Source organism: Bacteroides salyersiae (assembly GCF_031172035.1).
Classification (GTDB): domain Bacteria; phylum Bacteroidota; class Bacteroidia; order Bacteroidales; family Bacteroidaceae; genus Bacteroides; species Bacteroides salyersiae.
This window is the reverse complement of record NZ_CP133452.1, coordinates 333,882-356,307: the sequence shown is the minus strand read 5'-3', so window position 1 is coordinate 356,307 and position 22,426 is coordinate 333,882. Positions and strand designations below refer to the sequence as shown.

Annotated in this window: 8 protein-coding genes; 6 read left to right on the top strand and 2 right to left on the bottom strand. The window is 38.1% G+C overall.

Annotation, left to right across the window (positions count from 1 at the left end):
• Positions 1-207: 207 nt before the first annotated feature.
• The 4 genes from RB604_RS01375 (at position 208) to RB604_RS01360 (ending at position 7,633) form a co-directional block, all read left to right on the top strand.
• Positions 208-2,334 carry a glycoside hydrolase family 97 protein gene (locus tag RB604_RS01375; RefSeq protein WP_055295365.1) on the top strand — a complete coding sequence of 709 codons (2,127 nt, stop codon included), beginning with the start codon at positions 208-210 and terminating at the stop codon, positions 2,332-2,334.
• 50 nt (positions 2,335-2,384) lie between these two features.
• Entirely contained in the window at positions 2,385-3,578 is a 1,194-nt protein-coding gene (locus RB604_RS01370) for a glycoside hydrolase family 76 protein (protein WP_021935512.1), read from the top strand.
• A gap of 20 nt (positions 3,579-3,598) precedes the next feature.
• Entirely contained in the window at positions 3,599-5,068 is a 1,470-nt protein-coding gene (locus RB604_RS01365) for a glycoside hydrolase family 125 protein (protein ID WP_055295363.1), read from the top strand.
• A 99-nt stretch (positions 5,069-5,167) separates the two neighbouring features.
• Positions 5,168-7,633, top strand: coding sequence for a glycoside hydrolase family 3 C-terminal domain-containing protein (locus tag RB604_RS01360; protein WP_055295361.1), 2,466 nt, complete (start codon positions 5,168-5,170; stop codon positions 7,631-7,633).
• Between the two features lie 225 nt (positions 7,634-7,858).
• On the opposite strand, the gene RB604_RS01355 is transcribed toward RB604_RS01360, so the two are convergent.
• Both RB604_RS01355 and RB604_RS01350 read right to left on the bottom strand, forming a co-directional pair.
• Positions 7,859-9,856 carry a sialate O-acetylesterase gene (locus tag RB604_RS01355; RefSeq protein WP_005934225.1) on the bottom strand — a complete coding sequence of 666 codons (1,998 nt, stop codon included), beginning with the start codon at positions 9,854-9,856 and terminating at the stop codon, positions 7,859-7,861.
• A 23-nt stretch (positions 9,857-9,879) separates the two neighbouring features.
• The gene (locus RB604_RS01350; protein ID WP_224206463.1) at positions 9,880-13,755 is read right to left on the bottom strand and encodes a glycosyl hydrolase 2 galactose-binding domain-containing protein; all 3,876 of its coding nucleotides are present in this window, start codon (positions 13,753-13,755) and stop codon (positions 9,880-9,882) included.
• Positions 13,756-13,943: 188 nt separating this feature from the next.
• Between RB604_RS01350 and RB604_RS01345 the strand changes: the two genes are divergently transcribed.
• Both RB604_RS01345 and RB604_RS01340 read left to right on the top strand, forming a co-directional pair.
• On the top strand, positions 13,944-17,903 hold the full coding sequence (locus RB604_RS01345) for a beta-sandwich domain-containing protein (protein ID WP_005934219.1): 3,960 nt from the start codon (positions 13,944-13,946) through the stop codon (positions 17,901-17,903).
• Between the two features lie 64 nt (positions 17,904-17,967).
• Positions 17,968-22,029 (top strand): hybrid sensor histidine kinase/response regulator transcription factor, encoded by a 4,062-nt coding sequence (locus RB604_RS01340; RefSeq protein ID WP_055295357.1) that lies wholly within the window; start codon positions 17,968-17,970, stop codon positions 22,027-22,029.
• The last annotated feature ends 397 nt before the right edge of the window (positions 22,030-22,426 follow it).

The window sequence follows — 22,426 nt, the reverse complement described above, 5'->3', positions numbered from 1 at the left end:
AATATACACTAATGTCATAAAATCATATATTAATTGTCGGGTCGGGCACGTAACTTTGGAACATCTAAACAAAAGGAGGATATAGGGTATTATCTACTTGTTTTTTTAAGGTAAAGATTGTACAGGATGACTTTTAATGGGATTTTTTATGGCAATGTATAGTTGATGGTACATTGTAAAATTGTTAACTTGAATAATAGTCATGATATGAAGAATATTGTTTTTTTTAGTTTTCTCGTGTTGGTTGCTTTCCAACAACTTTTCGCATATAATTTGAAATCTCCCAACGGTAATCTGATTTTGAAATTTACTCTTGCCGGCAATGGAATTCCTACATATGCTCTATCGTTGGGCGACAAGCAAGTAATAGAAAACAGCAGACTTGGTTTTGAATTAGTTAATGATGATAAGTCGTTTTTGGATGATTTTGAGGTGGGTGATATTCAGACTTCTTCTTTTGACGTAACTTGGCAGCCTGTATGGGGTGAAGAGAAAGATATCCGTAATCAGTATAATGAAATGGCGGTAACATTAGTACAGAAAGAAAAGAACCGCAGAATGCTAATCCGTTTTCGTCTTTTTAATGATGGTTTGGGATTTCGTTATGAATTTCCGATGCAGAAAGACTTGAGGCATTTTATAGTGAAGGAAGAATGCACTCAGTTTGCGATGCCTGGTGATCATACAGCTTATTGGATTCCGGGAGATTATTGTACGCAGGAGTATGGATATACAAAATCTAAGATGTCTGAGATCCGGGGGCTGATGAATAAGGCTGTCGATCACCAGAATATAGCTTCGAAGGTAATCGGAGAAGCTGCCGTACAAACAGCTTTGATGCTGAAAACAGATGACGGATTGTATATAAATTTACATGAAGCCGCTTTACTCGACTATCCGTGTATGCATCTTGAACTGGATAGTGAAAATAGAACGTTCCAGTCACATCTTACTCCTGATGCAGTTGGTTTTAAAGGGACATTGCAGGCACCGGGAGTCTCTCCTTGGCGTACTATTATCGTAGGTACTGAAGCAAAAGATATTTTAGCTTCTCGTATCACATTAAATTTGAATGAACCATGTAAAATTCAAGATACTTCATGGATCAGACCTACCAAATTTGTCGGAGTATGGTGGGAAATGATAGCCGGTGGGGGTTCATGGGATTACACATCGGACTATCCTACTATAAAAATAGGCGAAACTGATTATACGAAAGCAAAACCTCACGGCAATCATAGGGCGAATAGTCAGAATGTGAAAAGATATATCGACTTTGCCGCAAAAAATGGTTTTGATGCAGTTTTGGTAGAAGGGTGGAATATCGGATGGGAAGATTGGGTGAGTAATCGGAAAGAATTTAATTTTGACTATGTGACTCCTTATCCTGACTTTGACGTGAAAGAACTGAATGAATATGCACATAGCAAGAATGTGAAACTGATTATGCATCATGAAACTGGTTCGGCATACAGAAATTATGAGCGTCATATGGATGAAGCTTTTCAATTTATGAAACAGTATGGGTATGATGCGGTGAAAACAGGCTATGTGGGGCCGATAGTACCACTCGGCGAATATCATTATAGTCAACCGATGGTTAATCATTTTCAATATGTGGTGGAAAAAGCGGCTAAGTATCGGATTATGGTCGATGGACATGAGGCAGTTCGTCCGACAGGAATCTGCCGGACATATCCGAATTTAATAGGAAATGAATCGGCAAGAGGAAATGAATTCATGTCTCGTGTTCCATTGGGGCATACGACTATTCTTCCGTTTACACGGCTTATTGGCGGTCCGATGGATTTCACTCCCGGAATTTTTGAGTTGGATTTATCTAAAATTAATCCAAATCGTCATGAGAAGATGAAAGCCACGATAACCAATCAATTGGCGCTATATGTTACGATGTATAGTCCGTTACAGATGGTGGCCGATTATCCGGAGAATTATGAACGTTTCCCAGATGCATTTCAATTTATAAAAGACGTAGCTGTAGATTGGGATAAATCAGTTTACTTGGAGGCGGAACCTTATGAATATCTGACGATTGCCCGTAAGGAAAAAGGCTCGAGTAATTGGTTTGTGGGAGGAACGACCGGTGCACAACCGCATATAGCTGCTTTTCAGTTTGATTTTTTGGATCCCGGTAAGAAATACATGGCTACCGTCTATGCAGATGCTGCAGATACTGATTATGAGAACAATCAGCAGGCATACACTATTCGCAAAATGGTGGTAACTAATAAGTCGAAGTTTAAACAATCAGTATCCATCGGCAGTGGTTTTGCTATCAGTTTGTTTGAAATAACAGATAATAAAAAGAAATAGGAATTATAACTCTCCACGAAAGAATTGATAATATATAATTTAGTAGAGATATGAATTTAGAACGTTTTTTATTGCACTCGTTATGTGCGCTTGCTTTGGTCGGTTGTGCTCAGAAGGAACAGTCGAATACGAATCCTAACTTGTTGAGAGCTCAGGAAACATTGGATTCTCTTTATCAGAATTACTCTCAACCGGATGGAAATTTATTACGGGAGAATTATCCTTTCGATCAACAGAATACTGTTACTTATCTTGCTTCTGAAGAGCAGGCAAATATGCCGAATCAATATTCGTACCTTTGGCCGTATTCGGGAACGTTTTCAGCTGTGAATGCTTTGTTGGAGGCTACCGGCCAATCAAAGTATAAAGAGTTGCTGGATAAAAAAGTATTGCCGGGGCTGGAAGAGTACTTTGATACCCGTAGGGAACCTCAGGCTTATTCATCATATATCCGGACGGCGCCGTTGTCTGATCGTTTTTATGACGATAATGTGTGGCTTGGCATTGACTTTACCGATCTTTATCAGATGACTAAAGGAGCCGGATATCTTGAGAAAGCCCGATTGATATGGAATTTTATTGAAAGCGGGACGGATGATCAACTCGGTGGTGGTATTTATTGGTGTGAGCAGAAGAAAGAGAGTAAGAATACTTGTTCTAATGCACCCGGAGCTGTTTTGGCGCTAAAATTATTCAAAGCGACTGGAGACACTCTTTTCTTGTCTCGTGGCAGAGTGCTGTATGAATGGACAAAGACACATTTGCAGGATTCTACAGACTATCTTTATTTTGATAACATCCGATTGGATGGTAAAATAGGGAGAGCTAAGTTTGCTTATAATAGCGGACAGATGATGCAGGCCGCAGCATTACTTTACCAATTGACCGGCATTCCGGCTTATCTGACAGATGCACAAAATATAGCGAAGGAATGTTATAATTATTTCTTTGTTGATTTTACTCCGGCAGATGGTAATACTTTTAAATTGATTAAGAGAGGAGATATCTGGTTTACGGCCGTTATGCTCCGTGGATTTATCGAACTTTACAAGCAGGATAATAATAAGAAGTATCTGGATGCTTTCAACCGGAGTTTGACGTATGCTTGGGATAATGCTCGTGATGATAATGGACTGTTCAATGTTGATTTAAGCGGAGTAGATAAAGACGGAAAGAAGTGGCTGTTGACACAGGCTGCTATAGTGGAAATGTATGCACGTCTGGCTCAAATAAAAGATTTGTAAACAATTAAAGATAAGAAAATATGAAAAACAAAAGCATTAGTTTGTGTGTAATTGCAACTGCATTGTTGATGGGGAAGTCTGTGAAAGCAACCGATTTTGTCATTGTAAAAGATAATACGGTCATTGTAAATCAGGCGTGTCTGGCAGCAGCATATAAAACGAACCGTCCGCCTGTAAAGAAGAGATTATTTACTTCTAAGGCTGTTGAAACAGAGATTTTGCGTGTAAAGAAACTGTTGACTAACCAGAAACTGGCTTGGATGTTTGAAAATTGTTTTCCGAACACACTTGAAACAACCGTACATTATCGGACAACTGACGGTAAACCGGATACCTTTGTATATACAGGAGATATTCACGCAATGTGGTTACGTGATTCCGGTGCGCAGGTATGGCCTTATATACAGCTGGCTCATAAAGACCCTGAATTGAAGAAAATGCTCGAAGGTGTAATCCGGCGTCAGTTTAAGTGTATTAATATAGATCCGTATGCCAATGCTTTCAATGATGGTGCAAAAGGAGGGGATTGGATGTCCGATCTGACAGATATGAAACCGGAACTTCATGAGCGTAAATGGGAAATAGATTCTCTTTGTTATCCTCTCCGTTTAGCATATCAATATTGGAAAGAAACCGGTGATGCCAGTGTATTCGATAGCGAATGGATACAAGCTATCACCAATATATTGAAAACATTCAAGGAACAACAGCGTAAGGGAAGAGTGGACTATTATAAATTTCAACGTAAAACGGAACGTGCTCTTGATACACTGAATAACAATGGCTTGGGCGCTCCTGTTAATCCGGTGGGATTAATTGTATCCTGTTTCCGGCCTTCGGACGATGCAACTACTTTGCAATTTCTGGTTCCTTCTAATTTTTTTGCTGTGTCTTCATTGCGGAAAGCAGCTGAGATACTAACGACTGTGAATCAAAATACAAATCTTGCACAGCAATGTACCGATCTTGCAGAGGAAGTCGAAACGGCATTGCAGAAGTATGCAACTTACAACCACCCTAAATACGGCACCATTTATGCTTTTGAAGTAGACGGTTTCGGTAATCATTTATTGATGGATGACGCGAATGTACCCAGTTTGTTAGCAATGGCTTATTTGGGAGATGTAGATATAAACGATCCGATTTATCAGAATACACGTCGTTTTGTATGGAGTAAGGATAATCCTTATTTTTTTAAAGGTAAAGCTGGTGAGGGAATTGGTGGTCCACACATCGGTTATGATATGATATGGCCGATGAGTATCATGATGAAGGCATTTACCAGTCAAGATGATGAGGAAATAAAAGATTGTGTCAAAATGCTGATAGATACAGATGCCGGTACCGGATTCATACACGAATCTTTCCATAAGGATGATCCTGCTAATTTTACCCGTGCATGGTTTGCTTGGCAGAACACTTTGTTCGGTGAATTGATTTTGAAACTGGTGAATGAAGGGAAAACTGATTTGCTGAACAGCATACAATAAGCAGTTTGTGATAGTATGCAACTGGGAGTCTAACCTCCCGGTTGTGTGCTGTTTTTTATGCAAACATAAATAGGTCTTAAGCAAAATAACACGAATAACATGAAATTTCAAAGAATCACTATTACATTTTTACTAATCTTGGCACCTTTTTGTGTAATGGCACAGAAGTGGTATACTTCTGATGTAGATGAGAAGGTAGATAATATTTTGAGAAAGATGACTGTAAAAGAAAAGTTATCTTATATCGGTGGAATTGATTGGATGTATACGAGAAACATTGATCGTTTAGGAATACCCCGTATGAAAATGTCTGATGGACCGCAGGGGATCGGTACTCATGGACAGTCTACTGCTTATCCGGCTACGGTATTGTTGGCTGCTACTTGGAATGAAGATCTTGCCTATGAATATGGTAAGTCCTTAGGACGTGATTGTAGAGCCAGAGGGATTAATGTATTATTGGGACCTGCAGTGAACATATATCGCGCTCCTATGTGTGGCCGTAATTTCGAATATATGGGAGAAGACCCTTATTTGGCGGCACGTATCTCTACGGGATATATAAAAGGGGTACAAGACCAGGGAATTATGGCTGTCATCAAACACTTTTCTGCTAATAATTCCGACTATGACAGGCATGAAATAAGCAATGATATTGATGAAAGAACGTTGCATGAAATTTATTTTCCGGCATTCAAGGCAGCTGTTCAAGAGGCTGGAGTAGCTGCTGTCATGACTAGTTATAACTTACTCTATGGTGTTTATACGACAGAGTCTCCTTGGTTGTTGAAAGGTGTTTTGAGAGATGAATGGGGGTTCAATGGGGTACTTATGTCTGATTGGGGGTCTACCCATCATTGCATTCCGGCTGTAAAGGCTGGGCTTGATCTTGAGATGCCAGGAGGGACGAGAAAACCGGAAGAACTTGCTTATTACCTCAAGACAGGTGATATAACTATAGAAATGATCGATGAGATGGTGCGTCATATTCTACGCACAATGGTTGCGTTTGATTTTCAGAATGGGATGAAAGCAGATAAAAATATTCCATTAGATGATCCGAAAGCAGCTGAAGTGGCATTAGATGTGGCAAGAGAGGGTATTGTTTTATTGAAAAACACACAGAATACCCTACCTATTAACACGAAAAAAGTGAGAGACATTGTGGTGGTTGGTAAAAACGCGCATGGGTATGTACATGGTGGTGGTAGTGGTTCTGTAAATCCTTTCCATTATGTAAGTATGTACGAAGGCATTCAAAAAGAAGCTGCAAAACATCATGTAAATGTGACTTATGTAGATGAACTTGATTTCTTACCCGAGATTTTATATACAAAAAGTATGGGTGAGAGAGGTTTACATGCTGCTTATTTTAATAATAAAAATCTATCTGGAAAACCGGTTTTTGAACGTACGGAGAATAAGATCAACTATTCTTGGACGAAGGGCACAGGGATAAAAGGACTTGGTAAAGAAAACTATTCGGTGCGATGGACAGGTGTGATACGCCCTGATATCACGGGAGAATATGAATTTTCTGTAGGTGGTGACGATGGTTATCGTCTGTTTATTGACAATGAACTGGTAGCCGATCAGTGGGAAATAGGTAGCTTTCGTAATTCTTCTGTGAAAAAGAGATTGGAAGCAGGTAAGGAGTATGATATACGTTTCGAATATTTTCAAGAAGGCGGTGGGGCAGCTGTTGCTTTGATTTGGGAGTATAAAGGTGAAAAGCGAGATCCTTTTGTAGAACGGTTAGATCGTGCGGATATGGTAATAGCTTGTTTTGGGCATAGTTCGGATACGGAAGGAGAAGGCGCTGACCGTACTTTTGCATTACCTGATGCTGATGCAAAGATGATTACACGAGCATTAAAATGTAAAAGGCCGGTAGTCGGTGTTGTTAATGCGGGAGGGAATGTAGAGATGCAAGCATGGGAACCCGGATTAAAAGGTTTGTTGTGGGGATGGTATGCGGGACAGGAAAGTGGTACGGCTGTTGCTGATATACTTTTTGGTAATGTGAATCCCTCAGGTAAATTACCGATGACTTTTGAAAAGCGATGGGAGGATAATCCTGCTTATGATAGTTATTATGATCCGGATGGTGATAAACATGTTGCTTATACAGAAGGAATATTTATTGGTTATCGTGGTTATGATAAATTGCAACGCGAGGTACAATATCCTTTTGGTTATGGTTTGTCTTATACGGATTTTCGCCTTTCCGATCTGTCTGTTTCCAATCCGATGGTCGATGGTTCTGTAGAAGTGACGTGCAAACTCACCAATACAGGAAAACGTGATGGTGCACAGGTTGTGCAGTTATATGTTGGGAAAACGGGGGGAATCGTAGAGCGTCCCGAAAAAGAATTAAAGCAATTCAAAAAGGTCTTCTTGAAAGCGGGAGAATCGATAACGATAAAAATGTTGTTGTCTAAGGATGCGTTTACTTATTATAATATAGCTGCAAAGAGCTTTTTGAAAGATAAAGGTGATTATCATATAATGTTGGGATTTTCTTCCCACGATATATGTGTACAGAAAAATGTTCGTATTCTTTGATAATAGTTTGAATAATGAATTTTAATATGTGGCTGGTTCTGTCGTAACTGGAAGTTATTAGGATCGCCACATGCTATTTTGTATCTTTTTCGATCGAAGACGTACTTTCTGCTCTGTGAAGATAGTGGTATGAGAGTTGATAAGAAGTTAATAAAAGAACTACGGCCCGAATTCTTTGAATTCGGGCCGTAGTTCTTTTATGTGTATTCAATAAATCTTTTGATTTTATTGATTAGAGGAAGATTGGGTTATTCCCGGCCAGTCGTCTGTGCGGAAAGGAGAGGCGGGAAGTCCCGCTTTATTGTATAAAGTACATTCCGGATTATTGGCCCAACCATAGCGTACAGCTATTGGGAAAGTGATTTTTGGGGAAGAGACAATGACCTTATCACCGATTATTTTTGCTTCGGCCGGGTAGAATATATGGTCTGCTCCGGCGATCGTAAATCCTTTTAATTCGCCTCCTTGAGCAATCAATGAACCGTTAGTGTGTTTGAAAAATATTTCTATTTCGTTGTTTCTTAACTGCATGTGACTATAAATAGGTCCGGAATAGTTAATATTTTTTCCATAGGTTTGGTTAAGGGCTATTAATGAAAGCCGACGTCCTACTTCCTGTTTGTTTTTGGGGTGAATGTCATTGGCATCACCTATGTCGATTGTAACAGCCATGCCTGTGTTTTCCAGGCTTAAAGTTCTGGTTTGAGCTTCACGTAATTCGGCCCAAGCCGATTCTTCCGGCTTTTCTGAACGTTGCATGAAGTTAGCCAATTGTACGAAATAGAAAGGAAAGTCTTTGTTCCATTTAGTACGCCAGTCACGAATCATTAAAGGAAACAAGTCGCGGTATTGGTAGGCACGGTCTGCATTGGCTTCTCCTTGATACCAAATAACGCCTTTCATTCCGAATGGGATAAGCGGATGTAACATTCCGTTGTATAGTACTGTCGGGTAGAACTGGCATGTCTGGAATGACAGAGGTTGTTGTGGTACTTCGTTTTTATTGAAAATACTGATTTGCTGTTGCCATTCTCCTGCCAAAGATATTCTTCCTTTACCGTTTGTGACATAAAGCATGGAGGGATCTCCCGGAATTCCACTGTTTCCTCCGGTATCTCCTAAGCGAATGGTTAATATGTTTTTTCCCTTTTTCAATAGATTACGTGGAATTGCATAGTGACGTGCAGTACCTATGCCATACGTACGACCTATTTCATGGCCATTGAAAAAGGTTATGTCATCGTCATCAATTTGGTTCAGTTCTACTTTCAAATCTTGCTTTAACCATTCATCCGGTAGGTCTATTTCGCGACGTAACCAGATGAATCCTTCAAAACCGGGATTGATTTGTTCTTCTATATATCCTGGAATTTGTATGGTCCCCCAGGAAGAAGTGTCGTAATCAACTTCCGCCCATAAGGGGTGTTCATTGTTGTATCCCGGGTCTTTTTGTCTGACTTGTGCTTCCCATTCGTTCATCATCCGATTGTATATGGCTATGGCTTCCGGCATATTGTCTTCTGCTTTTCGGGTAAGCGCTATTTGTTCGTGAAATTCCCACATGGTATCCAGTGTTTTACCGCTCGTCCAACTTTCGGCTGGAGTTCCTCCCCAGGTCACATCAATAACTCCTATTGGTACGTTTAATTTTTGATTTAATTCACGGGCAAAGAAATAGGCTACTGCCGAGAAATTTTCTACGGTTTGTGATGAACAGTTTTGCCATCCTCCCATTGTGCTTTCTCCTTTTGTAAGAGGGATAGGACTAATGGTCTTTTTCACTTGGTATAAACGGATATCAGGATGATTGGCCTGATTGATTTCTTGTTGGAAATTCATTACTTTTCCCCATCCTTTAATAGGCATTTCCATATTGGATTGCCCGGAGCATATCCATACTTCTCCAATCATAACATTGGATAGCTTGATCTCTTTACCATCTGAAATGCTGATATCATAGGGACCTCCTGCATTTGGTGTTTGAATTTCGATTTTCCAATTTCCTTCGGAGTCGGTAGGGGCGATATAGGTTTTTCCATCCCATGAAGCGGTGAGCTTTACCTCTTTTCTTTTGCCTGCCTGCCCCCATATCGGGATCTGAGTTTGTTGCTGTAAGACCATGTTATCGGAAAATATTGCCGGTAATACGGGTTTTGCATTCATACTCCAACAAAAAGATGCCGCCAGAATGGCGAATACTGCTATTTTTTTTGTTATTTTCATGTTCTTATATAGAGATGTGGGTATTATTCTTTAATTAGTTTTAATGAATACGATTGTCCGGCTTTTGTATAGGCTTGTATCAGGTAAATGCCTTTATCCATGTCGTCTATGTTAAATACCTTGTTGGAGAATGTTTTTTCTGTTTTTCCGGATAGACTGAAGATTCTTACTTCATTTATCAGTTCCGAATTGGTACCCTCTATTGAACAATAACCTTTAGTTGGGTTTGGAGACAGATAAAGGTCGTTTACGGAGGCAGAGGGTGCAAGAAGCCCGGTGCCGCCATCGTCTTCATTTACGGGATACTCCAGGATCAATCCTGCATCGATGTATTGGCCACCCGAGAATTGAGTGCATTTTACAGCAATTAAATTTTCTCCGGCTTTTAAAGTTGCTTTGGCTTCCTTACTGACATCTACTGTTGTGTAATTACTGGTGTATCCGGTTGTACTGAAAGCCAATACTCCGTTGATATAAACTTCACAGTCGTCATCGTGATAAAGCGTCAGGCGTAGATTGTTACGGAGTTTCTCGTCTTTTTCTGCTACGTTGAATTTCTTTCTTAAATAGATATGGTTGCTTTTCCATTCTGTATTTACTGTGGATTTATTGTCATAAGTGGTGTTAGGTGCGCCTCCATCACCGAAACCACTAACTCCGGTATTCCACGAAGTATCATTGAAAGTTATAGTATTCCAATCCTCGGCTGGTGTGTTGTTAGTGTATTTCCATTGAACTTTTTTAGCTCTTAATGCTGTAGGGACCAGCTCGATGGCAGAAGACTTGATTGTGTGTGAAATCACTTTTTTAATTTCTTCTTTCTGTTGTTCATTTACTTTTACGACTTTCCGGTCATAGGTTATCAGGCCATTGACTTCTCCTTCCAAATCGGTGAGCTGTGTGTATACGGCACCTCCCAATCCATCGGCTTGCAAAGGCTTCAGCAAATCTGTATAGCTATTGAACAGATCTTTCAATTCTTCACCGCTATTTACCGATACATATACCATATCACTGTTTTTCCAGACATGGTCTTTTATAACATAAGTGATTCCACCATATTCTCCACATACAGATATCCGGTTGGAAGTAGGATTGGGAAGCATACCGGGGCGGGGATAACTGTGCATATCGGCTACTTGTCCTACGTTATCAAAAATCACCCAACCACTGGCAGAACTGACGATACGGGTATCATCTAAAGCTTTGATCCGGTTATAGGCATTGCGGGTATGGTTACTATTATCCGCATACTGTCCGAATCCTTCATTAAAGGCAATCCAGGTGACGATACACGGGTGATTTTTCAGGTTGCTGACAATGTGATCGCATTCACTCAGGAAATTCTTTTTTACCCATTCGTCATCACCCAATAAGTTTTGATCCGAACCGGCATTTACCATGTCTTGCCATACCAATAACCCCAGTCGGTCACAATGATAATACCAACGTGCCGGTTCTACTTTGATATGTTTGCGTGACATGTTAAAGCCTAATGCTTTGGTCTGTTCAATGTCGAAAATCAATGCATCATCGCTTGGCGCGGTATATAAACCATCGGGCCAGAAGCCTTGGTCCAGAGGACCGAATTGAAAAATCGGTTTGTTGTTGAGCATGAAACAGGCTTTTCCGTTTTCACTTCCCATTGATATTTTTCGCATACCGAAGTAGCTTTTTACTTTATCTACGGTTTGATTGTTGGAACGTAATTCTATTTCTACATCGTAAAGGAAAGGAGAATCGGGACTCCATAATTTAGGTTGTGCAATCGGCAATTCGATGGTTTGAAATACTTTGCCGATTTTCTCTGTGACTAAAGAACCTTTATCATAAATGCGTATGATGGCTTGACATGAAAGTGCATTGTTTCCGTTTATTTTTATTTTGACCAGACTATTGTCCACATCGGGAATAATACTTAATTCACTGATATGACTATTATTTACTCCCTCCATCCATACAGTCTGCCAGATTCCCGATGAAGGGGTATAGAAGATACCGCCATTCTGAATTTTTTGTTTTCCAACGGGTTGTCCTCCGGCATCAGTAGGATCCATGAACTGGACTTGTAATTCTTGCTCTCCTTCTTCTTTTAGAGCTGAGGTTATATCAAAGCTGAACGGGTCATATCCTCCTGTATGGGTGCCTACTTGTTTTCCGTTCACATAAACTTCACATTTCCAGTCCACTGCACCGAAATGGAGAAGAATGTTTTTACCTTTCATTTCGGAAGGAATGGTGAATGTCCGGTTGTATAGATAAGTTTTGTAAGGGCGTTCTTCATGGTCAGTTAGCATTAAGCCGGATAATGCTGATTCAATAGGAAATGGAACTAAAACTTTCTTGTCGAAAAGTTGGGCAGAACGGTATCTTCCCATGCCGATACTTTCTTTAAAATCCCAAATTCCATTCAAATTGAGCCAGTTATCACGTACCATTTGCGGGCGAGGGTATTCTCCTAATACATTTTCCGGATCGATAGTATCATACCACGGAGTTGTTATGGGCGATTTCTTTTTCCTCCATTGAGTCTGAGGCTTTTGGTTGATAGAAGCATTCTTACCGAACAGTTGCCATTGCAATAACTGGAAGTTGGAACTGCCATTTGTTTCTTGCATTCTTAGGCGGAAAGCTTGATATCCTTTTGTGCTGTTTACTTTGAACTTCATAGTTGCTAATCGGCAGGGAAACAGGAAATCGTGTCTTTCATCGATCGTTTCCCAAGTATACCCGTTGTATCCTTCTATATTCCAGGATTTCAGATCTCTGTCTATTGCATCTTCACAGGAAGTTAATGTGTAATATTGTAATGCTTGGGGCTGTGCGGGTTCGGTTATGACAAAGAAGGTATTGGCGGACTTTCCATAATATTTGGTAGATAATTTGCGGTCGAATAAGTTGAGAAAGCTATGTCCGTTTTCACCTTCCGGTGTTGCACTGGTGTGTTCTTCTACAGGAATTCCGGCCATCATGTCTTCAACGAATGCTTCTCCGGATTCAGTGAAGGGAATTCCGAACAGTTGTAGTTCGGCAACGCTGACACTTGGGTGTCCGGTTGCTTTCAAGCGATAATAACGTGCAGTCTCCGTAACGGCGTTCGAAGTGTTCCGGTCTATCTGAAAAATAGTAGAATATTCGTGCGATTTGGAAGAAGAGGGGATTACCATTTTCCAGTTTAGTGCATCTGCCGAATATTCCAATATCCATTTACCTACGTCTTCGGTACTCGTTTTTCCTGCGGATAATAGATATCCTGTTAATAAAACAGGCTGTTTACAATCGATTGTAATTGTTGCAGATGTTTTTTCGGGTACATTATATAAGGTATTGTAATTATTATCTGTTAGATTCTCGAGTGTTTCATTATCATCGGACGAACTTATTGTCGCATCATCTGTGAAATCGTAGGGATATACATTTTCATCGATGTACTTATCGGATTTGCTGATGATGAACCGCACCAAGTTTGGTCCGTAGTTTTTTAACGGAGTGATTTTGATGTTGTTTTTACCGGTATCAAAGTGCAGGTAGGTTGTTGCGGTATTGGCATCAGCCGGATTTCCCCACGAAGCGGTTGTTTGTGGAAATTGGACGATGACAGGGTCGTAGTTATTTACAGTTATTGACATTGGGCGGTTGGTGTCTCCTGTCAGGTATTTGATGTCAAATTTATAGGTTCCGGCCTTTTCTATTTCGATTTCTGTATATTCGAGTGAGGAACCGAATGTAATGTTTTCTACTATTTTTCCATTCTCATGTTCTGATATGGTAGGACCATTTCCTTTTAATTGAGCATTGGCTGCTTCTAATGTGATCGGTAGTTTGGTATTTACTGTTCCTGTATGTGGAATAAGTAATAATACGAATGTTAAAACGAGGGAATAAATTTGTATTTTCATGTGCATATAGGTATGATTAATAATATTACAAAAATAGCTAAAATAACGATGCCTATGACTGGTAGTGTGTTTTAAAAAGGGACATAATATGCCAAATGAGTATTTGATTCACTCATTTAGTTGTATGGTATTATGGTATGTACTATTTTTACAACAAAGTATCACGATTAACAAATAATTAAGATATCATGATTAAACAAAATCTATCAGTAACGTTGTTGGCCTTATGTATGAGCGCAACTATTTGGGGACAGGCTGATGAGAAGAAATGTATTTTTATTTCTACGTCTCATTTGGATACTCAGTGGAATTGGACAGCCCGGACCACTCTTGAAGAATATATTCCGAATACGATGACTCAGAATTTTCCTTTGTTTGAGAAATATCCGGACTTTCATTTTAATTTTGAGGCGGCTATCCATTATATGTGGATGAAAGAATATTATCCGGAGGAATACGAAAAAGTGAAGAAGTATATTACTGAAGGGCGTTGGCATATTAGTGGAGGAAGTATCAATGCAAGTGATGTAATGGTGCCTTCTGCCGAATCTGTTATCAGAAATTTCCTGTACGGACAATCTTATTATAAAAAAGAATTCGGGAGAAAAGGAGGAACTGACATTATGCTTCCTGACTGTTTTGGTTTTCCATACTCTCTGCCTACTTTAGGAAAGCATTGTGGAATAACGGGATTTCATACACAGAAACTTTCTTGGGGATCGGCTTATGATTATAAATCATTGCCACCGTTTGGTATTTGGAAAGGCGTAGATGGTTCTGAAGTGTATGCTATCTTTAAAGGGGAGGCCTATGATGCACATAAACAATATAATAAAGATATGTCTAAGGATGAAGATATGAATCGACTTGCAGAGGAAAATTATCAGAAATATGGCTTGGCATCGGTATTTAGATATGTTGGTCCGATGGGGGATAGAGGAGGCGGATTGAAAGATACTGAAAGTGAAGAAGGTGAACGTACTCCTTATTGGTTACAGCAGAGTATAAATTCAGACGGACCGGTAAAAGTCGATTTATGGACTCCGGACGCTATCTTTCAATACTTAGATGAAAACCGTAATGAAAAGTATGTGGTTTGGGACAATGAATTACCAATGAAAACGCATGGTACTGGATGTTATACTTCTCAGACCATTATGAAATACTGGAATCGTAAAAACGAACTGTTGGCTGATGCTACTGAAAAAGCATCGGTTGCTGCTGCATGGGTGGGAGGCGCAGAATATCCGTCGGATATTCTGACTGAATCCTGGATACGTTTGTTGTGGCATCAGTTCCATGATGACTTGACCGGAACTTCTATCCCGAGTGCTTATACAATTTCTTACAATGACGAAGTGCTAGTGAATCAGACTTTAGCCAACACGCTTACTGGTACCATTGGGGCATTAGTGCGTCAGATGGATACACAAGTACAAGGCGTTCCTTTGGTAGTTTACAATCCTCTTTCTGTGCAACGGACCGATGTGGTTGAAGCATCGATTACTGTAGCTTCTGAGCCTTCCGAAATACGTATATTAGATGGGGCGGGTGAAGAAGTTTTGTCTCAAATAACGGGATATGATAGTACTACGGGCAAACTTTCTTTTATATTTAAGGCTACTGTAGCCTCATTGGGATATGCCACTTATGAGATACGCTTGAACGAGACCTCTGAATTATCTTCTTCATTGAAAATTACTGAAACTACTCTTGAAAATGATCGTTATCTTGTAACTCTTAATGCAAGGACAGGAGATGTTCGGCAGATTAAAGATAAAAAGCTGGACAAACTTTTGTTGAGAATGCCTATACAGATGCTTTTGTTTGATGATCGGTCGGATAGCTTTCCTGCATGGGAAATAGTTTATGAAACTTTAAATAATACGCCTTCCTATGTGGATGAAAATGTGAAAATTGAGATAGTAGAGAATGGTCCGTTGAGAGTTAGTTTAAAGATCTGTCGAACGAAAGCTGGATCTGAATTTGTACAATATATACGTTTGACAGATAGTGAAGTGAGTGATCGGATTGACTTTGTTAATGAAGTGAATTGGAAAAGTAGGGGGAAGTTGTTAAAGGTAGCTTTTCCATTGCAAAGTGCAAATTCAAAAGCAACTTACGATTTGTCTATAGGGGCTATTGAGCGTGGAAATAATAAAGAAAACTTATATGAAGTAGCTGGACATCAATGGGCCGATTTAACCGCTGTTGATGGCGAATATGGAGTTTCTATCTTAAATGATTGTAAATATGGATGGGATAAACCAAATGATAATACATTGCGTTTGACTTTGATTCATACACCTGCTGTAGCGGGAAATTATTCGTATCAAAAAGATCAGGATTTGGGATTAAATAAGTTTACATATTCTTTTTATAGTCATGAAGGCAAATGGGATGAACGTACACAATGGGAGGCTTCCCGTCTTAATCAGCCTATATTAGCTTTCCAAGTACCTAAATATGCAGGTCTCTTGGGGAAGAGTTTTGGATTTGTCTCGTTAAATACCGATAAAGTAGCTATAAAAGCACTAAAGAAAGCAGAAGAATCGGATGAGATCATAGTACGTGTATATGAATTGACAGGAAATAATCAAGATAATGTAGAACTTACGTTTCCTAGTACAATTTTGTCGGCACGTGAGGTTAATGGTATTGAAGAAGAAGTCGGGAATGCTTCTTTTTCTAATAATAAATTGGCTTTTAATATTGGAAAATTCCAACCGAAAACTTTCGCTTTAAAATTGGCTTTACAAGAAACTGGAGTAACTCCTCCCTCATCCTGTATTGTGGATTTGAGTTATAATCGTGATGTAATGAGCTATGATAATAGTAGAAATGATATGTCGACTGGTATTGATTATGCTTATCCTGCAGAATTGCTTTCTGACAATTTGTTTTCGGGGGGTGTTGAGTTTAAGATTGGAAATCGTGAAGCTAAACAAAGAAATGCTTTTTTATGTAGAGATAGTAAAATCTCAATTGCTTTGCCGGCTATGCAAAATGCAAAGAAAATGTATGTGTTGGCTGCGAGTAGTAAGAAAGAAGGAACTATTGCTAAATTTACCGTAGGAGGGAAGTCTTATTCATTTCATGTTCCATATTGGGCTGAAACAATTGGAGCATGGGAAACCGAATATAACGAGGAAGGAGGATTTTGTAAGGAAAATGTGGCTTTTACAGCTACTCATCGGCATACTAAAAATGGGAAAAATGATCTTTATGGATTCATGCATATGTACAAGTATGCGATTCCGATAAATTATGATGCTACAGACTTGATGATAGCAACTAATACAGATTTATATATTTTTGCAATTACTCTTTCTGATAATGTGAATGATGATGTAATTCCGGTATCTGAGGTGACTTCTTTGCCGGTGTTTACTGATTTGTCAGAAGACAGATGTGGTGAGAAATTGGTTCCGCAGACAGTTCAAGCTTCTCATCAAAATGGTAGTAATGAGGGGGCGGATAAGGCTGTTGATGACGATTTAGATACGAAATGGTGTGTTACTGACAATTCTACTCCTTGGCTGGAATTTTCTTTTGCTAAAACGGTGGAAATCTGTCATTGGTTTGTTATGAATGCAGGAATTGAGAGTACTGATTATATAACCTCGGCATTCCGTTTACAAAAATACGAAAATGGCAATTGGATAGATATAGATGGAGTGGAAGGAAATACGATAAATAAGGTTCACCGATCAGTAACTCCTTTTAAAGCCGATCGTATTCGCTTACAGATCGATAAGGGTGAACAGAAAGGGTCTACTATACGTATTCTTGAGTTTGCTGTGTATGGTCGTGAAGTGGGTACAGTGGGCATTGAACATACAGTTTCTTTGAATAATAATTTCCATATTGAAGGTAACTATCCGAATCCTTTTTTTAGACAGACTGCGATACAATGTGTAGTGCCAGAAGGAATATCCGAGCTTGTATTGAATGTGTATGATTGCATTGGGAAAGTTATTGATAACCGTGTTTATCCGGTTTCCAAATCTGGGTTACAGGAATTCATCTGGGATAGTCACGATATTAACGAAGGAATTTATCTCTATACAATTTCTGCGATGAAAGATGGAAAAATGATATTTACAGATACAAAGAAGATGATTATTAGTAAATTCGTAGCTGAATAAAGTGAAATATTGTCATATAGATTGCAATGAATAAAATAGAAAGTTGAAGTTATAGTATAATGTTATGAGAAAAGTATTGATTACTATTCTATTGTTGAGTCTTTTTGTTGTAAAACAGGCATTTGCATCTTTTTCATTGCTCGACTTGGCAAGTCTTAATGGTCAGCTGTCTAATAATGCTATTTTGTGTATTCATCAGGATTTGTATGGCTTCATGTGGTTTGGTACTTATGACGGACTAAATTTGTATGATGGCAAGAAGGTAACTACATTCCGTTATGAAATTAATAATCCGAATTCCCTTTCTGGTAATACCATCCATAATATACAAAGTGCTGATGATGGTTATTTGTGGATATCGACTCAACGCGGACTTAATAAATTTTCTTTGAAAGAACGACAGGCTGTTGAAACTTATGTGCAATATAAACGGGTAGATCTGATTGCAGTTGATAAAAAAGGGAATAGTTGGATGATTAATAAAGATAATTATATCTTATTTTATGATTCATCAATAAAGAAAATGTGGGAGATACCTGCCGAGGGGATTCGGTTGAGTGAAATAAGGTCAATGTTTGCTGATAAATCGGGTAGAATCTGTCTTATATTGAAAGATGCCCGTTTGCAATATCTTACATTGACCTGTAAAGTTACGAGAAAAGATATCCCTTATGCCTTGTCTATATCGGAGGTAAATTTTCATAATGAAGAAATAATACAGGTCTTTTATGAGGATGAACAGGTCTATTTTATTGATAAATACCATAACTTGTTTGTCTATGACAGCTTTAAGCAAATGAAAATTTTGCTGCGGAACATATCTGATATGGTTAGTCAATATGGATTAGTTTCGTCTCTACGGCTTTTTCAGAATGAAGTCTATCTTGCTTTTATGCATAGTGGGTTGTTAAAGTTTGATGCGTCTACTCATGACAAGAAGCCGGAATTAATAAATATGACAGTGGGTATTTTCGGATTGATGAAAGATCGTTTTCAAGAGGCGATGTGGGTTGGTACCGATGGTTTGGGAGTGGAATTATATTGTAGTGAAAAGAATAATTTTGGTAATATATTGTTGAGTAATTTGCCGTTTGTTGCAAAACGCCCGGTCCGTGCCTTCTATACGGATGAAGAGAATACACTTTGGATTGGAACCAAAGGAGATGGAATTATTCGAATTAAAGATTATGCTTTATTTAAGAACAGCAAAATTCCTGTTGAGAATATACAGCACTTTGTCGATATGCACGAAAATCCAGTATATTCTTTCGTAAGAAGTCGTTTCAATAAAAATGATTTGTGGATCGGTACTGATGGAAATCTCTCTTATTATTCTTATAAAGAAAAAAAAATGTATCCAGTGAAGGATCATTCAAATCTGGTTCCGGCTGTTGCAAATGTTCATAGTTTCTGTGAAGTGAACGATTCTACGTTATGGTTGTCTTCCAGAGGGCTTTATAAAGTTACTATTGATAAAAGTAAACATCCTTATGAAATTAAAAGAAAAGAATGTTATCCTTTTCTGAGAGATAATGTTTGGGTTAATGATGAATTTTATTCAATGATTTATAATGGAGACTCTATTTTATTCTTAGGAAGTAGGGGGGGATATGGAGTGAACCGTTTTAATATTAACGATTCCACGAGTTCTTCTATTTTGATGAATATGGCAATTGGAGATGTTATTAGTTTGTACATTGACGAAGATTCTACGTTGTACGTGGGTACCAGTTCTGGATTGATACAAGTTTTGGGAGGTGAAGATAAAACGAAAGATAAAATAAAGCAGTTTACTCGTGAGGATGGTATCTTGAATGATATGATTCATGGAATTCTGGAAGATAATTTTGGTATTATTTGGCTCAGTACTAGTAAAGGATTGGTCAAATATAATCCTCAGAATGGTGCATTTTTTAATGTGAGGTCATTACACATTGGTGTTTCTGAATTTTCGGATGATGCTTATTGGAAATGTCCATTAACTGGACGCCTGTTTTTTGGTGGTGTAAACGGACTTGTATGGATCGAGCCGGAGATTGAACAAACAATTACTACCTATGAACCAGATTTATTATTTACAGAGTTAGATTGTTCTGGAGATAAGCAGACATTATATGAATATAATGAAAATACAGATAAGGTATTAAAGTTGAGATCTGATCAAAATACGTTTCAACTGACATTTGCAATTTTGGATTATATAAATGGTGATAATTATGATTATTTCTATTTACTTGATAATTATGATAATCAGTGGGTTTCATTGAAAAAGGAGAATAAGATTCGCTTTACTAATCTCCCTCCGGGTGATTACACTTTGAAAGTTAAATATAGAAATGATGTTGTTTCTGCTGATGATAAGGTGTATTCTCTTCGGGTTACCGTATTACCGCCTTGGTATCTTTCTCCATTGGCTTATTTGATTTACAGTTTTTTGTTTGTTGTATCTCTTGTTTTAGTCATTCTATATGTACGAAGAAAATTTGTACAAAAACAACAGGCACTGGCGCGAAGAATCAAAGAGGAACAAAAGGAAAAAATGTATGAGTCAAAATTGAATTTTTTTGCCAATGTAACTCATGAATTGTATACTCCTTTAACGTTGATAAATGGGGCGGTGGATCAAATACGAAAAGGAGAAATAAATCAGAATACGCGAAAATATCTGAGTGTTCTGCATAATAATGTACTTAGTTTGAATGAGTTGATACAAGAAATATTGGATGTAAGAAAAATTGAAGAGGCTGATATTAATCTTAGTGTCTTAAAGAATATTTGTTTATCTGAGATTTTTGATAAATTATTAACTTCTTTTTCTGTATTGGCTGGTCAAAATAGTATTGAATTTATTACTTCTGTACCCGATAATTTATATTGGAACACAGATAGTAAAGGATTTAGAAAGATAATTTCTAATTTACTGTCTAATGCATTGAAATACACTCCGGTTGGTGGGTATGTTAAATTAACGGTCACTGTTGAAAATAATATTCTGAAAATTGTGGTTCGCAATTCAGGAAAAGGCATAGAACCCAGCAAACTGTCTTCTATTTTTGATCGGAATTGTATTTTGGAGGAGACCGATGTAAATGCTAATAATCAAATGACAGCCAGAAATGGGCTGGGATTATATATTTGTTACAGTATTGTGAAAATGCTGAAAGGAGAGATAACGGTAAATAGTGTGGTCAACGAGTATACAGAGTTTGTTATTACTTTGCCTAACCAGGTTCAAAATGAGATACCGAATACCAATGAACAGCCGATTGTGAAGGTATCAGTTAATTTGGTTGAGGAGGATAATACGGAGAAAGTATCAAAAATAGATATTAATAGTGTTGTGGAAGCTTCGGTTCCACATGTTTTAATTGTTGATGATAATAAAGATATTGTAGAATTAGTAGCAGATTTATTGTCTCCATATTGTCAAACATTGAAAGCCTTTAGTGTAAAAGAGGCTTTGGGGCTTTTGAAGAAGCAAACTCCATCTCTTGTAATTACAGATATAATGATGCCTGAAATTGACGGATTCTCTTTTATCCGGATGTTGCGTGAAGATAAATACTGTAAACGTCTTCCAATAATTGCTCTTTCTGCTAAAACAGATAATTTGGATCAGGTAAAAGGATATGAGTTGGGTGTTGATGCCTATATAACTAAACCTTTCTCATCCGATGTCTTGATTTCTGTAGTATGTCGTTTTCTGACCAATAAAGTGGAAATGAAAAATTATTATGATTCTGTAGATAGTTCTTTTGAATATATACATGGAAAACTTTTACATCAAAAAGATAAGAAGTTTATTGAAGATGTATTAGATATTATAAAGGAGAATATATCTAATTCGGAACTTGGTCCGGAATTAATTGCAAATCAGATGAAGACTTCGACTCGGAATTTATATCGTCAAATGAAAAAGATCATAGAAATTTCCCCTACAGAGCTGGTTAAAGATTATAAACTTTCTTATGCTGCGAAGTTACTTATTACTACAAATTTATCAGTGAAAGAGATTATTTATAAGATAGGTATTACTAACAAATCTTACTTTTATAACGAATTCTTTAAAAAATATCAACTTTCTCCGAAACAATATAAAGGGATGAAGGCAGAAAGTGAAGAATAATTTTTCATTATATCTAATGTTGACAGTGTTGAGATTTTGGCTAATTTTCTTCAATAATTGAGTAGAAATTAAATTTATTAGTATATGCAGTTGTATGTCGAATATTTAGGTAGAGTTTTTCCATTTCTATTTGATAAAACATCCGGGTGTGATATGTACTGGATTTAGTGGTTCTTCTTCAACTAAATTAAAGAAGAACCGAATAAGTTTACACTTCTGTTTGTTAGTCCTATTGTAGTTGTCCTATTTGGAGGATATCCAAATATAGTACTAATTATTCTATTTATTCCAATGTTATAGAACTGATTTTTGTTATATTCTCATTTGTCAAGAAATATCCTCGGTCGGGGCCGTACGGCAAAGGGCGGGACCACCCGTCCCGATGAGCACAACCTGA